This window comes from Lysobacter enzymogenes, assembly GCF_023617245.1.
Lineage (GTDB): Bacteria > Pseudomonadota > Gammaproteobacteria > Xanthomonadales > Xanthomonadaceae > Lysobacter > Lysobacter yananisis.
Window position 1 is genome coordinate 2419486 of sequence record NZ_CP067396.1, and the last position, 14327, is coordinate 2433812.

A 14327-nucleotide genomic window follows, 5' to 3' on the forward strand; every position below is an offset into this window, starting at 1 on the left:
TCATCGAAGCGTCGCGCTGAAGCCTCTGGATCCCCGCGTTCGCGGGGATGACGGCTGGCGAGCGCGCACCCTACCTGCCGTCATGCCCGCGAAGGCGGGCATCCAGGGCGCCATCGAGGCAGGACCCGAGCCTCCAACGCGCCGCCCGCCCGAAACAGCGACGGCGGCCGCAGCCGCCGTCGTTGCGCGTCGCGATGGCGCGCCTCAGTTGCTCGCGCGCACGATCGTGCACAGGTAGCCCATCCCGCGCACCGCGCGCAGCGGCAACGGCAGCGGGCTCATCACCGCGACCTTCTTGCGCAGGCGGTAGATCAGCATCTCCAGCCGGTGCGGGTCGAAGTCGTACACGTCGTTGGTCAGCGAGCCGATCAGGCTGTCGTGCGAGACCGGATGGCCGCCGGCGCCGGTGTTGACCAGGCGCAGCAACACGCTGCGCTCGGGCGCGCTGAGGTCGATGCTGGCGCCGTCGGGCGTGCGCAGGGTCCAGCCGTCCAGGGCCAGTTCCCATTCGGCCTGGCCGCTGCCGGCGCGCGCGGGCAGCGCGCGCATGTGGTGTTGCAGGCTGTGCATGGCGGTCACCACCGTCGCCAGTCCGTCCAGGTCGACCGGCTTGCGGAAGCAGGCGTCGGCGATCTCGTGATAGCCGTCGGACGGGCCGCCGTAACCGGCTTCGGCGTCGAGCACGATGATGCCGATGTCCGAATGCTGGCGAAGGTGCAGGGCGACGTTGCGCGGATTGTCGTCGGGCAGGTCGCTGGCGATCACCGCGATGTCGCACGGCGCGCTCAGCAGGTTGCGGTACAGCGCGGTGGCGTTGGCGCACTCGACCACGGCGAACTGGCGGGTCAGCAGCGAATGCTGGATCTGTTGGCGCAGGTTCGGGTCGCGCTCGACCACGGCGACCCGGCGGCTGTTGCGGTGGTCGGCGCCGTTGAGGCCGGAGCCGGGGTGGACTGCTGAAATGGCGGCCATCCTGATGTCCCCTGTTGATCGAACTTCAAGCTGTTTTCTTAAGTAGAAACAGTGCCGTCGATATCCAATATCAGGTTAGTGGGGGTCCATTGGAATCTAATGTGACATAAATCTTTATTCGCCAAAAGTCCTCTAAAAACAGTCAATTAATGCTCAATATTTAGATCGTGATAACGCATTGAATGTGGCCCATGTGCGCTCCAACGCAAGAAGGGCGGCGCACCGGACACGGTACGCCGCCCTTCTTGCGCCGGGCCGGCGCAAGGCCGGTCCGACGGGTGTCGCGTGGGTTTCGGGGCGTCCTCCAGGCCGGCCTTATGCCGGCCCGGAGAGACGACCGCCGCCCGGCTTACTTGGCCGGCTTGGCCGGCGCCGGCGCGGTCAGGCCGCGGCGCTCCAGCAGCGGCTGGATCTTCGGCTCGTGGCCGGCGAAGTCGCGGAACAGCTGCAGCGCGTCCTTGCTGCCGCCGCGCGAGAGCAGGGTGGCGCGGAAACGGTCGCCGTTCTCGCGGGTCAGGCCGCCGTGCTGCTTGATCCATTCCACGGTGTTGGCGTCGAGCACTTCCGACCAGATGTAGGCGTAGTAGCCGGCCGCGTAGCCGCCCATGATGTGGCTGAAGTACGGGGTGCGGTAGCGCGGCGGCACCGGCGGGTAGTAGATGCCGTCCTTCTTCAGCGAGGCGGTCTCGAACGCCATCACGTCCTTCGGCGCCGGCACCTGCGACACGTCGCCGATCTGGTGGTAGTTCTGGTCGAGCATCGCCGCGCCGAGGTACTCGGTGGTGGTGAAGCCCTGGTTGAACTTCGACGCCGCCAGCACCTTGTCGAGCAGTTCCTTCGGCATCGGCTGGCCGCTCTGGTAGTGCTTGGCGTAGTTGGCCAGCACCGACGGCCAGTCGGCCCACATCTCGTTGACCTGCGAGGGGAACTCGACGAAGTCGCGCGGCACGCTGGTGCCGGAGAAGTAGGGGTACTTCACGTTCGAGAACATGCCGTGCAGGGCATGGCCGAACTCATGGAACATCGTGGTGACCTCGTCCCAGGTCATCAGCGTCGGCTTGCCGGCCGGCGGCTTGGGGATGTTGAGGTGGTTGGCCACGATCGGCAGGGTGCCGAACAGCTCGGACTGCTCCACGTAGGAGTTCATCCACGCGCCGCCGCGCTTGGAATCGCGCGCGTACATGTCGGCGATGAAGATCGCCAGCTGCTTGCCGTTGGCGTCGTACACGTCGTACACGCTGGTGTCGGCGTGGTACAGCGGCAGGTCGGTGCGCTGCTTGAACTTCAGCCCGTAGAGCTGGCCGGCGGCGTAGAACACGCCGTTCTCCAGCACGTTCTTCATCTCGAAGTAGGGCTTGAGCTCGGCTTCGTCGAACGCGAACTTCTCCTTGCGCACCTTCTCGGCGTAGAACGCCCAGTCCCACGGCTCGAGCTGGAAGCTCTTCTCGCCCTTGGCGGCCTGTTCCTTGTCGATCATCGCCTGCAGGTCGGCGGCCTCGCGCTTGGCGTTGGCGACCGCGGCCGGGGCGAGCTGGCCGAGCATCTTGTTGACCGCCTCGGGCGACTTGGCGGTCTCGTCTTCCAGCACGTAGGCCGCGTAGTTCGGGTAGCCCATCATCTTGGCGCGCTCGGCGCGCAGGCCCACCACCTTGGAGACGATGGCGGTGTTGTCGTACTGGTTGCCGCGGCTGCCGCGGATCACCGAGGCCTTGTGCAGCTTCTCGCGCAGGGCGCGGTTGGTCAGGTCGGTTTCCGGCGGCTGGCCGGTGGTGTTGAGCAGGGTCAGCAGGTACTTGTCCTTGAGGCCGCGCGCCTTGGCCGCTTCGGCGGCGGCGGCGATGCGCTCGTCGGACAGGCCGGCCAGCTCTTCCTTGGTGTCGACGACGATCGCCGATTCCTTGACCTCGGCCAGCACGTTCTGGCTGAACTTGGCGCCCAGCTCGGCCAGCTCGGCGTTGATCGCCTTGAGCTTGGTCTTCTGCGCTTCGGTCAGGTTGGCGCCGGAGCGGACGAAGTCGGAGTAGTAGCGCTCGATCAGGCGCACGCCTTCGGGGTCGAGGCCGAGCGAAGCGCGCTTCTCGTACAGGTCCTTGATCCGCGCGAACAGCTTCGGGTTCAGCGAGATCGCGTCGCGGTGCGCCGACAGCTTCGGCGCGTAGGTCTGCTGCAGCTTCTCGCGGGTCGGGTTGGTGTCGGTGCCGGTGAGGTTGAAGAAGGTCGAGATCGCGCGGGTCAGGATCTGGCCCGAGCGCTCCATCGCCAGGATGGTGTTGTCGAAGCTGGCCGGCTCGGGGTTGTCGGCGATCGCCGCGATTTCCTTGAGCTGGTCGGCCATGCCGCGATCGAAGGCCGGCGCGAAGTCGGCGTCCTTGATCTTGTCGAACTGCGGGTAGTGCAGCGGCAGCGGGCTGGCTTGGAAGAACGGGTTGGCGCTCGGCTGGGCGTTGGGGGCGGTCTGGGTCACGGCGGTTCCGGTCTTGGCCTGGGCCTGGGCATTGTGGGCCAGGCTGGGAAGGGTGGCGAACAGGGCCACGGCCAGCGCTGCGGCGAGCGGGTGCTTCATGTCTTCAACCTCGTCAAAGGGAACCCCGAAGCCTACCCCATGGGCCCGGGGCCAGCCCATGACGAAAGGCATAGACCGGCGCCGGCGCGGGCCGCGGCGCGGGCGAACCGGCAGATCGCGCATGACCAACCGCCCGGGCCGGCGCCGACCGGCGCGGTTTACACTCCGGGCACTTCACGCGGGAGCAGCGGATGAATCAGTCATCGCAAGGCGGCGCGGGCGCGCCGGTCGCGCAGGCGTTCGTGCCGATGATCCACGTCGCCAGCGTGGCGCGCTCGATCGGGTTCTACGAACTGCTCGGCTTCGCCGTCGGCAACGTCCACCGCGTGCCCGAATGCGGCGACGAGCCGGTGTGGGCCTGGATGCAAAGCCCCGCCGGCGCGCAGATGATGCTGGTGCGCGCGGACGGCCCGGTCGACGACGGCGTCCAGGCGGTGCTGTTCTACGTCTATTGCGACGATGTCGACGGCATGCGCGAACGCGTGCGCGCCGCCGGCTTCGAAGCCGGCCCGATGGGCTATCCGTTCTATCGGCCGCGCGGCGAGTTCCGCTCGCGCGATCCGGACGGTTATGTGCTGATGATCACCCACAGCCAGGACGACTGAGCGCCTGCGCCGGTCCGTCGCGGTTTTCCCGTTTGCTTCCCCGATCTTCCACCGCAACACTCAGCCGAGTCCGTGCCGATGACCCTTGTGCGCCCGCGTAATCCCCGTCCGACCTCGATCGCCGCACGCAGCCTGGCCCTGGGCCTGCTGTTGAGCTTCAGCGCCAGCGCGCTGGCCGCCGAAACCACGCGTTACCTGGCCCTGGTCGACGGCGGCAAGCAGGCCGGGCAGCAGGTGGTGTCGGTCGCCGACGACGGCACCACCACGGTCGAGTTCGTGTTCAAGGACAACGGCCGCGGCCCCGAGCTGAAAGAGACCTACACCCTGGCCGAGGACGGCACCTACCGCACGTACTCGGTGACCGGCACCTCGACCTTCGGCGCCAAGGTCGAGGAAAGCTTCCAGCGCGACGGCGATCGCGTGCGCTGGAAGACCAAGTCCGACCAGGGCGAGATGCCGGTGTCGGGCACCGCGCTGTATTCGCCGCTCGGCGGCGCCCCGGCCGGGCTGTCGGTGGCGCTGGGCGCGCTGGCCAAGCGCAGCGACGGCCGGCTGCCGCTGCTGCCGGGCGGCAGCCTGAGCTCGCGCAAGCTCGGCGAGGCCAGCGTCGTGCGCGACGGCAAGCGCCAGACCGTGCAGTTGCTGGCGCTGACCGGCCAGGGCTTCACCCCGAACTTCGTCTGGGCCACGGTCGAAGCGCAGCCGCGCGTGTTCGCGCTGATCTATCCGGGCTTCCTGCAGTTGATCCAGGACGGCTGGCAGGCCAACGCCAACGACCTGGAAACCCGGCAGAAGGCCGCCGAGGGCGAGCTGCTGGTCGACCTGCGCAAGAAGCTCGGCCACGATTTCGCCGGCGCCACGCTGATCCGCGACGTGCGCGTGTTCGACAGCGAGAAGGCGGCGGTGGGCGCGCCGACCGACGTGCTGGTGCGCGACGGCAGGATCGTCTCGGTCGGCAAGGCCGGCAAGGACGTGCAGGCCGCGCGCACCGTCGACGGCAAGGGCAAGACATTGCTGCCGGGGTTGTTCGACATGCACGGCCACGTCTCGCGCTGGGACGGCGGGCTCAACATCGCCGCCGGCGTGACCACGGTGCGCGACATGGGCAACGACAACGCGACGCTGCAGCAGATGATCGGCGAGATCCAGGGCGGCACGCTGATGTCGCCGAACGTGGTCCCGGCCGGCTTCATCGAGGGCGAGAGCGACTACTCCGCGCGCAACGGCTTCGTGATCAAGAACCTGGACGAAGCCAAGAAAGCGGTGGACTGGTATTCCGAACACGGCTACCCGCAGATCAAGATCTACAACTCCTTCCCCAAGGCGGTGCTGCGCGACACCGTCGCCTACGCCCACGGCAAGGGCATGCGCGTGAGCGGCCACGTGCCGGCGTTCCTGCGCGCGCAGGACGTGGTCGACCAGGGCTTCGACGAAATCCAGCACATCAACCAGCTGATGCTGAACTTCTTCGTCGACGACAAGACCGACACGCGCACGCTGCAGCGCTTCTATCTCGTCGCCGAGAAGACCGCCGACCTGGACCTGGATTCCAAGCCGGTGCAGGACTTCATCCAGACCCTGGCGAGCAAGAAGATCGCGATCGATCCGACCCTGGCGACCTTCGAGTTCCTGCACCAGCGCGAGGGCGAGCTGTCGCCGATCTTCACCGCGGTCGACACCCACCTGCCGCCCGACGTGCAGCGCGGCCGCCGCGCGGCGGAGATGAACATCCCCGACGACGCGACCTGGCAGCGTTACAACAAGTCCTACGACAAGCTGGTCGAGTTCGTCGGCCGCGCCTACAAGGCCGGCGTGCCGCTGCTGGCCGGCACCGACGAAGTCCCCGGCTTCACCCTGCAGCACGAGTTGGCGCTGTACGTGCGCGCCGGCCTGACTCCGGCGCAGGCGCTGCAGGTGGCCACGCGCGACGCGGCCAAGGTCGCGCGGGTCGACGGCGACCGCGGCTCGGTCAGCGCGGGCAAGCGCTCGGACCTGATCCTGGTCGACGGCGACCCGACCCGCGACATCGGCGACATCCGCAAGATCTCGCTGGTGCTGCAAGGGCAGACCGCGTACTACCCGAGCGAGGTGTACGCCGAGCTGGGAGTGAAGCCGTTCGCGCCGGCGGCGAAGGTGACGGCGGCGAAGTAAGCGCGGCGGACGCGCGCGGCGTGAGCGTCGCTTTGCTTGCTCCCCGCGGCCCGATCCGGGCCGCGGCGGGGCAGGCGGCCGCGCGGCTGCAAGCAAGATCAAAATGGGTTCCGGCGTTCGCCGGAATGACGGAAGCGGGAGGCAGGAGGCAGCGGGAACGCGGCCCGCCGCCGGCGGGTCCACGGCCAAGCCTGCGCTTGGGCTTGAGCCAGGCCTGCGGCCAGGTCCGCGGCAATAGCCATCGCCGCTGGCAGGCCGTCATTCCGGCGAAAGCCGGAATCCATTTTGCCTTTCGCTTTGTCTTAGACCCCGCAAGTCGCTGATCTGGCTAGGCTTTCCATCGCCCTCCAGCCGTTCGAGCACAGGCTCTTTAATGATTTGGTAACATTCGCGCCGTCAATGAGCCGACCACGGCGCGGGCCGATCCGCGTCACGACCGCCAAGGGGCGGTCCGATCGACCTTCGCCGTCCAGCGCTCGCGTCCCATCCCCCGTAGCCAGGGAGCGACGTCGCGGCGGTTTCCCAAGCACTGGCGCCCCATGCGCCGTCCACCGAGAAACCCGACCATGCCCAAGCACCTTGGTGCTCCCCGCCGCCGTACCCTGCGCAGCCACAAGCTCGCGCTCGCCGTCGGCCTGACCTTCGCCTCCTCCGTCGCCTTCGCCCAGGACGCCCAGCCCGCCGCCGCGGCGCCGGCCGAAGGCGAGGCCAAGACCCTCGACGCGCTGATGGTGACCGCCCAGCGCAAGGTCGAGCGCGCCAAGGACGTCCCGGTCGCGCTGACCACCGTCGACCGCGAGAAGCTGCACGTGCTCGGCTCCGGCGGCGGCGACATCCGCTTCCTGTCCGGCCGTCTGCCCAGCCTCAACATCGAATCCTCGTTCGGCCGCGCGTTCCCGCGTTTCTACATCCGCGGCCTGGGCAACACCGACTTCGACTTGAACGCGTCGCAGCCGGTGTCGCTGGTGTACGACGACATCGTGCTCGAGAACCCGCTGCTCAAGGGCTTCCCGGTGTTCGACCTGGAGAACGTCGAGTTGCTGCGCGGCCCGCAGGGCACGCTGTTCGGCCGCAACACCCCGGCCGGCGTGGTCAAGTTCGAATCGGCCAAGCCGACCCGCGAGCTGACCGGCTACGGCCAGATCTCCTACGGCACCTACGGCACCACCAACTTCGAAGGCGCGATCAGCGGCCCGCTGAGCGAGAACTGGTCCGGCCGCGCCTCGGCGATGTACCAGCGCCGCGACGACTGGGTCGACAACACCAATCCCAACGGCCCCGACCGCAAGCTGGAAGGCTACGACGAATCCGCGCTGCGCCTGCAGCTGCAGTACGACGGCAGCGACACCTTCCATGCGCTGTTCAACGTGCACGCGCGCCGCCTCAACGGCACCGCGCGCCTGTTCCGCGCGATGCTGTTCAAGAAGGGCACCAATGATCTGTTCGACGGTTTCGACGTCGACAAGGTCGGCATCGACGGGCGCAACTTCCAGAACCTCAAGACCCACGGCGCCAGCGCCAAGCTGAGCTGGGACCTGTCGAACGAGCTGACCCTGTATTCGATCACCGGCTACGAGTCGGCCGAATCGCTGAGCCGCGGCGACATCGACGGCGGCATCGGCGCGGCGTTCCTGCCCGGCGGCAGCACCCCGGCCGGCATTCCGTTCACCGCCGAATCGGCCGACGGTTTGCCCGACCACCGCCAGTGGACCCAGGAATTCCGCCTGGAATCCAACTACAGCGGCCCGTTCAACTGGCAGGCCGGCCTGTTCTATTTCGACGAAGACATCACCGTCGACAGCCTCAACTACGACACCCTCGCCGGCGGCATCCAGGCCGGCCACGCCCAGCAGAAGCAGCGCAACAAGGCCTGGGCGGCGTTCGGCTCGGTCGAGTACGCGGTCACCGACCGCTTCAAGCTGCGCGGCGGCCTGCGCTACACCCAGGACAAGAAGGACTTCGCCGCCAGCGTGCTGCAGAGCGCGCCGTTCGGCGCGCCGGTGTCGGGTCCGTTCAAGGTCAAGACCGACGTCGACGACGTCAGCTGGGACGTCAGCGGCGTGTTCCAGGCGACCGACGAGATCAACCTCTACGCCCGCGTCGCCAAGGGCTTCCGCGCGCCGAGCATCCAGGGCCGCCTGCTGTTCCAGACCCCGCCGCAGCCCTCGGTGGCCGACGCGGAGAAGGTGATTTCGTACGAGGCCGGCATCAAGGCCGACCTGTTCGACAAGCGCGCGCGCCTGGGCGTGGCGCTGTTCCGCTACAACGTCGACAACCAGCAGATCAACGCCGTCGGCGGCGCGCTCAACCAGACCATCCTGCTCAACGCCGACAAGACCGTCGGCCAGGGCGTGGAAGTCGACTTCGACGCCTACGTGACCGACAACCTGATGGTGACCTTCGGCGCCAGCTACAACGACACCGAAATCAAGGACGCCAACCTGTTCGTGGCCCCGTGCGGCGGCGGCTGCACCGTCACCGATCCGCTGGTGGTGCGCAACGGCCAGACCCTCGCGGCGATCGACGGCAACCCGCTGCCGCAGGCGCCCAAGTGGGTCTACAACCTGACCGCGCGCTACAGCGTGCCGCTGGCCAACGGCAACGAGTTCTACGTGTTCACCGACTGGGCCTACCGCAGCGAAGTGAACTTCTTCCTGTACGAGGCGCGCGAGTTCCGCGGCAAGTCGCTGACCGAAGGCGGCCTGCGCGTGGGCTACATGTGGGACAACGGCCGCTACGACGTGGCCGTGTACGGGCGCAACATCCTCGACGATGTGCGCGCGGTCGGCGGCATCGACTTCAACAACCTGGTCGGTTTCGTCAACGACCCGCGCATCGTCGGCGTGGAGTTCAAGGCGCAGTTCTGACCGCGTCCCGGCGTCCGCGAGCGATCGCATCGAACGGCCCGCTTCGGCGGGCCGTTTTTTTGCGGGGACGGTATCCGCGAGGCCCGGCTCCGCTCTTGTGGGAGGGCCTTCAGGCCCGATGCCGTTCGCTCGGATCGCCGCGATCTGGCACAAGAGCATCGGGCCTGAAGTCCCTCCCACTAGAGCCCGCAACGGTCCTGCGGGAGCCGACTGCCGTCACCGAAGCGAACCGTGACCGCAGTGGCCGTCCGCGCGCCGCGCCGGGCAAAGCCCGCCTCGACGCGCTATCGTTCCGCCACCTCCCCAGCGAGCGCGAGCTTCGCCATGACCATCGCCTACGATTTCTCCGCCGTCGACATCGACGGCCGCGACCAGTCGCTCGACCGTTACCGCGGCAAGGTGCTGCTGATCGTCAACGTCGCCTCCAAGTGCGGCTTCACTCCGCAGTACACCGGCCTGGAAAAACTGCAGCGCGACTACCAGAGCCGCGGCTTCGACGTGCTCGGCTTTCCCTGCGACCAGTTCGGCCACCAGGAGCCGGGCGACGAGGCCGAGATCAAGGAATTCTGCGCGCTGACCTACGACGTGAGTTTCCCGATGTACAGCAAGGTCGACGTCAACGGCGACAAGGCGCACCCGCTGTGGAAGTGGCTCAAGGACGAGAAGGGCGGCTTCCTCGGGATCGACGCGATCAAGTGGAACTTCACCAAGTTCCTGGTCGGCCGCGACGGCCGCGTGCTCAAGCGCTATGCGCCGACCGACAAGCCCGAGTCGATCGCGGCGGACATCGAGAAAGCGCTGGCGGCCTGACGCCTGTGGCAGGGCCTTCAGGCCCGACGCTTTTGTTGCCGATCGCCGCGATCTGAAACGAGAGCGTCGGGCCTGAAGGCCCTCCCACCAAGCTGGCGCCTGCGCCAAACCGTCATCCCCGCGAAGGCGGGGATCCAGAGACTTCGGCGTCATACCTCGGTGAAGCCCTGGATGCCCGCCTTCGCGGGCATGACGGCAGGAAGGTTTCGCCGCGACTCTCGCAAACCGTCATCCCCGCGAAAGCGGGGATCCACAGACTTCAGCGTCATGCTTCGGTAAAACCCTGGATGCCCGCCTCCGCGGGCATGACGGCGGGCAGGCGCGACGCACGAAGGTTGCGACGCGCCCTGAAAACTTGCGCGCCTCAAGCCGGTTTCGGCGCCGGCGCCGAAGCCGGGCCCAAGCCCGCCGGCACGCGCCGCTTGCGCGCTTTCAAGCCGAAGCACGGCCGCAACAGCGGCACCCGCCGGACGATCTCGTGCAGCACGAAGCAGCCCGCCACGGTGCCGGCCAGCACGATCGCCGGTTCCGCGACCGGGCCGAACTTCAGCGGCAGGATCCAGTAGGCGATCAGCACGATCAGGCTCTGGTGCAGCACGTACCAGGGATAGACCGCCTCGGTCGCCCACGGCAGCCAGCGCAGCGGCCGGTTCAACAACTGGTGCGACCAACCGAGGATCGCGCACAGCGCGGTCCAGATATAGGCGCTGCGCAAGGTCCAGATCAGGTACTGCACGGCGTCGGGCACGTCTTCGGGCAGCAGCTTCAGCAGCGCGAGGTAGGCTGCGAACAGCAGCGGCGCCAAGGTCAGCGTGCGCCGGCGCAGCCGGGTCAGCTCGGCCCACAGGCCGGCGTCGTTGCCGAGCCAGTAGCCGTAGAGGAACACGGTGAAATAGATCGCGTGGCGATGCCAGTCGTGGATCAGGTCGCCGGTGTCCGCGAAGTGCGGCTGCAGCAGGATCGAGAACAGCGCCAGCGGCAACGCCGGCAAGGCCAGCAGCGCCCAGCCGCGCAACGAGGCCAGCGCGGCCTGCAGCCGCGACCCGGCGCGGCTGCGCAGCAGCGGCAGCAAGGCGGCCAGGACCACGGTGTAGACCCACAGGTAGGCCAGGTACCACAGGTGGTTCCAGGTGAAGCCGTACTGCCAGCCGTCGAACGCGCCCTGCGGCCACGGCTTGAACTGGTAGTAGCGCAGCAGGAAGGCGCCGAAGCCGGGTTCGACCAGGCCGTTGGCCACGCCCTGGGCGTACGGCTGGATCGGCACCACGACCAGGCAGCCGAAGGTCAGCGGCAGCAGCAGGCGCCAGCTGCGCTCGGCCAGGAACCGGCCCGCGCCGGTGCCGCGCAGCAGGAAGTGCACCGACAGGCCGGAGATCAGGAAGATCAGGTCCATGCGCCAGCGGTTGACCAGCAGCATCGGCCACTGCAGGCCCTCGGACAGGTGCGTGCTCTTGAGGTGCCAGCCCCAGTCGGCGACGTAGAGCATGGCGCAGTGGTAGAGGATCAGCAGGCAGAAGGCGAGGGCGCGCAGAGCGTCGATGTCGTAGCGGCGTTGCATGGTCGGTCCGCGCTGGGAGGAGGGGCGAACCTTGCCGGTTCAATCACTTGCGCGGCGCCGCGGGGTGACCGGACGGGGCGCGGCGGGGACGGAACGCGGTCCGCGGGGACGACCGGTTGCCGTCCCGGGCCGCGCGCGGGCGAGAATGCGCGGCATGAACGCCGATGCTTCCGCGGCCCTCGCCGCCGTCCCGCCCGCCACCGCCGCCGAGCCCGAGCGCGGCGCCTGGGACCGCTACCGACCCTGGCGCCGGCCGGTCGAGATCGCTTTCTGGGTCGCGCTGTTCGCGGTCAACGCCGCCGCCGGCACCCTGACTTCGATCATCGACATCCACCGCTACGGCCTGGACATCCCCGACTGGGCGCCGCTGGTGTGGGAGACCAGCAGTTGCGCGACCGCGCTGGCGCTGGTGCCGGCGCTGGTCTGGTTCACCCGCGCGGTGCCGCTGCAGCTCGACGGCTGGCGCCGGACGCTGGCCCTGCACCTGCTCGCCAGCGTGGTCTGGTCGGTCCTGCACGTGGTCGGCATGGTCGCGATCCGGCAGGCGGTCTACGCCAGCGTCGGCGAACGCTACGAACTGGGCGGCTGGGGCATCAACCTCGTCTACGAATACCTCAAGGACGCGCGCTCCTACGGCTACATGGTGCTGTGGATCGAAGGCTACCGGCTGCTGCTGCGGCGCTTGCAGGGCGAAGCCAGCGTGCTGGCGCCGCCCGACGACCTGCCCGAGCCGGCCCAGCCCGAGCGCCCGGAGCGCTTCCTGGTGCGCAAGCTCGGCAAGGAGTTCCTGGTCGCGGCCAACGAAGTGGAGTGGCTGCAGGCGTCGTCCAACTACGTCAACCTGCGCGTGCGCGGCCGCGACTATCCGCTGCGCAGCACGATGGCGGCGATCGAGGGCCAGCTCGATCCGGGACGCTTCGCGCGCGTGCACCGCAGCTACATCGTGAATCTGGATTGCGTCGGCGAAATCGAACCGCTGGAGAGCGGCGACGCCCGCATCACCATGCGCGACGGCAGCCACGTGCCGTGCAGCCGGCGCTATCGCGCGGCGTTGCGGCGCGATCGGCGGGCGGGGTGAGCCGGCGCGCGGCGGGCGCAACCGCCGCGCCGGCGCTTCATCCGCCGGGCTTGCGCGCGGCCCGCGGCGGCAGCAGCGGCGCCAGTTCGCGCACGAACTGCTCGATCTTCTCCGGCGAATAGCCGCGGTGCGCCTGCACCAGCTTGCCGTCGCGGTCGACCACGAACAGGTTCGGCACCGTGCGCACGCCGTAGTAGCGCGCGGCGCTGCCGGGGTCGCGGATGAAGTCCAGGTCCAGGTCCGGGTTCAGGCGCAGGAATTCTTCGTAGTCGTGCCGCGGTTCGTTGAGGTTGACCGCGATCACCTGCAGATGCTCGCGGCCGACCGAGCGCTGCAGGGTCGACAGCATCGGCAGCTCGCGCCGGCACGGCGCGCACCAGCCGGCCCAGAAGCTGATGACCACCGGCTTGCCGCGGTAGTCGCTGACCTTGACCGGTCGGCCGCTGCGGTCGAGTCCGAGGAAGTCGGGCGCGGGATCGCCGAGCGCGGGCGCGGCGGACGCGGCACGCGCGGGTTGCGCCGCCGCAGGGGGCGCGGCGGGGGCGGGCGTTTGCGCCGACGTGCTCGAGTAGACGCCCGCGCAGGCGAGCGCCACGAGCAAGCCGGCCAGCGGCCTCAGCCGGCGCAAGGCTTCACTTCTCGACGAAGGCGCGCTCGAACACATACTGCCCCGGCGTGCCGATGCGCGGCGCGGCGACGAAGCCGCGGCGGTCGAGGATCTCGCGGAAGTCGGCGAGCATCTGCGGGCTGCCGCAGATCATCGCGCGGTCATGTTCGGCGTCCAGTGGCGCCAGGCCGAGCTGGTCCGCCATCCGGCCGCTGTCCATCATCTGGGTCAGGCGGCCGCGCTGGTCGCGGCCGTCGAAGACGAAGTCCTCGCGGGTCACCGCCGGGTAGTACTTGAGCTTGGCCGCGATCTGCTCGCCGAGGAACTCGTGCTGCGGCAATTCGTTGACGATGTAGTCGCGGTAGGCCAGGTCCTGCTCGCTGCGCACGCCGTGGCAGAGCACGACGTTCTCGAAGCGTTCGTAGGTCTCCGGGTCCTTGATCACCGACAGCCACGGCGCGAAGCCGGTGCCGGTGCCGAGCAGGTACAGGTTGCGGCCCGGATGCAGGTCGTGGATCAGCAAGGTGCCGGTCGGCTTGCGCCCGACCAGCACGCTGTCGCCGGGCTGGATCGACTTCAGCCGCGAGGTCAGCGGGCCGTTGGGCACCTTGATGCTGAAGAACTCGAGCTGCTCTTCCCAGTTGGCGCTGGCGATCGAGTACGCGCGCAACAGCGGCTTGACCACGCCGGCCTCGTTCGGCACCTGCAGGCCGATCATCACGAACTGGCCGTTGTCGAAGCGGAAACCGTCGTCGCGGGTGGTGGTGAAGCTGAAGTAGTCGTCGGTCCAGTGACGGACGTCCAGCACCGTCTCGGTGCCAAAGGCGGAGGACATTGCGCGGTGGGCTGTGGAGCGGGGCGGACGGGTATTGTACTCGATTGGATGAGATCGATTCTTATCTTGGAGAAGTGAGCGGAGAGGAGAGTGAGAAGTGAGCGGAGAGGAGTGAGGAGTGAGCGAAGGCAGGATTCCGCCCTTGCTCACTCCTCACTCCTCTCCGCTCACTCCTGCCCCTCCCGGACCCCAAAACCCTAGTCCTGTCAACGGGTTCCCCCATCCCCCCAGCATTGCGACAATCCACGCGCGCCCCGCGGTCGGGGCTAGACGATTGGAAA

General features: G+C 68.4%; 12 protein-coding genes. 6 read left to right on the forward strand and 6 right to left on the reverse strand.

The genetic code is table 11. The features are described 5' to 3' along the window. Nucleotides 1-204: 204 nt before the first annotated feature. Together JHW41_RS10120 and JHW41_RS10125 are read right to left on the reverse strand one after the other, a co-directional pair. Nucleotides 205-972 (reverse strand): response regulator transcription factor, encoded by a 768-nt coding sequence (locus tag JHW41_RS10120; RefSeq protein WP_057948034.1) that lies wholly within the window; start codon nucleotides 970-972, stop codon nucleotides 205-207. Nucleotides 973-1321: 349 nt separating this feature from the next. After that, on the reverse strand, nucleotides 1322-3535 hold the full coding sequence (locus tag JHW41_RS10125; protein ID WP_250449819.1) for a M3 family metallopeptidase: 2214 nt from the start codon (nucleotides 3533-3535) through the stop codon (nucleotides 1322-1324). Between the two features lie 191 nt (nucleotides 3536-3726). On the opposite strand from JHW41_RS10125, the gene JHW41_RS10130 reads away from it, so the two are divergent. The 5 genes from JHW41_RS10130 (at nucleotide 3727) to JHW41_RS10145 (ending at nucleotide 9968) form a co-directional block, all read left to right on the forward strand. Beyond that, on the forward strand, nucleotides 3727-4140 hold the full coding sequence (locus JHW41_RS10130) for a VOC family protein (RefSeq protein WP_250449820.1): 414 nt from the start codon (nucleotides 3727-3729) through the stop codon (nucleotides 4138-4140). Nucleotides 4141-4218: 78 nt separating this feature from the next. Continuing rightward, on the forward strand, nucleotides 4219-6291 hold the full coding sequence (locus JHW41_RS10135; RefSeq protein ID WP_250449821.1) for an amidohydrolase family protein: 2073 nt from the start codon (nucleotides 4219-4221) through the stop codon (nucleotides 6289-6291). A 566-nt stretch (nucleotides 6292-6857) separates the two neighbouring features. Beyond that, nucleotides 6858-9158 carry a TonB-dependent receptor gene (locus tag JHW41_RS10140; RefSeq protein ID WP_428995496.1) on the forward strand — a complete coding sequence of 767 codons (2301 nt, stop codon included), beginning with the start codon at nucleotides 6858-6860 and terminating at the stop codon, nucleotides 9156-9158. Beyond that, nucleotides 9064-9393: a DUF6053 domain-containing protein gene (locus JHW41_RS26805; protein WP_428995497.1), complete on the forward strand. Its 330-nt coding sequence runs from the start codon at nucleotides 9064-9066 to the stop codon at nucleotides 9391-9393. Before JHW41_RS10140 ends, JHW41_RS26805 begins: the two co-directional genes overlap by 95 nt. 89 nt (nucleotides 9394-9482) lie before the next feature. Further along, nucleotides 9483-9968 carry a glutathione peroxidase gene (locus JHW41_RS10145; RefSeq protein ID WP_078999176.1) on the forward strand — a complete coding sequence of 162 codons (486 nt, stop codon included), beginning with the start codon at nucleotides 9483-9485 and terminating at the stop codon, nucleotides 9966-9968. Here JHW41_RS10145 and JHW41_RS26810 read toward each other — a convergent pair. Next, on the reverse strand, nucleotides 9898-10056 hold the full coding sequence (locus tag JHW41_RS26810; protein WP_428995531.1) for a DUF6053 domain-containing protein: 159 nt from the start codon (nucleotides 10054-10056) through the stop codon (nucleotides 9898-9900). The two genes, JHW41_RS10145 and JHW41_RS26810, sit on opposite strands and share 71 nt — an antisense overlap. Nucleotides 10057-10332: 276 nt before the next feature. Next, nucleotides 10333-11526: an acyltransferase family protein gene (locus tag JHW41_RS10150; protein WP_250449822.1), complete on the reverse strand. Its 1194-nt coding sequence runs from the start codon at nucleotides 11524-11526 to the stop codon at nucleotides 10333-10335. Nucleotides 11527-11680: 154 nt separating this feature from the next. On the opposite strand from JHW41_RS10150, the gene JHW41_RS10155 reads away from it, so the two are divergent. After that, nucleotides 11681-12604, forward strand: a complete 924-nt coding sequence (locus tag JHW41_RS10155; protein WP_078999178.1) for a LytTR family DNA-binding domain-containing protein — start codon at nucleotides 11681-11683, stop codon at nucleotides 12602-12604. A gap of 37 nt (nucleotides 12605-12641) precedes the next feature. Here JHW41_RS10155 and JHW41_RS10160 read toward each other — a convergent pair whose 3' ends face one another. Next, on the reverse strand, nucleotides 12642-13232 hold the full coding sequence (locus tag JHW41_RS10160; RefSeq protein WP_250449823.1) for a TlpA family protein disulfide reductase: 591 nt from the start codon (nucleotides 13230-13232) through the stop codon (nucleotides 12642-12644). 4 nt (nucleotides 13233-13236) lie between these two features. Beyond that, the gene (locus tag JHW41_RS10165; protein WP_250449824.1) at nucleotides 13237-14046 is read right to left on the reverse strand and encodes a ferredoxin--NADP reductase; all 810 of its coding nucleotides are present in this window, start codon (nucleotides 14044-14046) and stop codon (nucleotides 13237-13239) included. Between the last annotated feature and the right edge of the window lie 281 nt (nucleotides 14047-14327).

Excerpts from the sequence above, each read along its gene's own strand:
- JHW41_RS10120 (WP_057948034.1), bottom strand. The coding sequence starts at position 972 with ATGGCCGCCATTTCAGCAGTCCACCCCGGCTCCGGCCTCAACGGCGCC.
- JHW41_RS10125 (WP_250449819.1), bottom strand. The coding sequence starts at position 3,535 with ATGAAGCACCCGCTCGCCGCAGCGCTGGCCGTGGCCCTGTTCGCCACC.
- JHW41_RS10130 (WP_250449820.1), top strand. The coding sequence starts at position 3,727 with ATGAATCAGTCATCGCAAGGCGGCGCGGGCGCGCCGGTCGCGCAGGCG.
- JHW41_RS10135 (WP_250449821.1), top strand. The coding sequence starts at position 4,219 with ATGACCCTTGTGCGCCCGCGTAATCCCCGTCCGACCTCGATCGCCGCA.
- JHW41_RS10140 (WP_428995496.1), top strand. The coding sequence starts at position 6,858 with ATGCCCAAGCACCTTGGTGCTCCCCGCCGCCGTACCCTGCGCAGCCAC.
- JHW41_RS26805 (WP_428995497.1), top strand. The coding sequence starts at position 9,064 with ATGTGCGCGCGGTCGGCGGCATCGACTTCAACAACCTGGTCGGTTTCG.
- JHW41_RS10145 (WP_078999176.1), top strand. The coding sequence starts at position 9,483 with ATGACCATCGCCTACGATTTCTCCGCCGTCGACATCGACGGCCGCGAC.
- JHW41_RS10150 (WP_250449822.1), bottom strand. The coding sequence starts at position 11,526 with ATGCAACGCCGCTACGACATCGACGCTCTGCGCGCCCTCGCCTTCTGC.
- JHW41_RS10155 (WP_078999178.1), top strand. The coding sequence starts at position 11,681 with ATGAACGCCGATGCTTCCGCGGCCCTCGCCGCCGTCCCGCCCGCCACC.
- JHW41_RS10165 (WP_250449824.1), bottom strand. The coding sequence starts at position 14,046 with ATGTCCTCCGCCTTTGGCACCGAGACGGTGCTGGACGTCCGTCACTGG.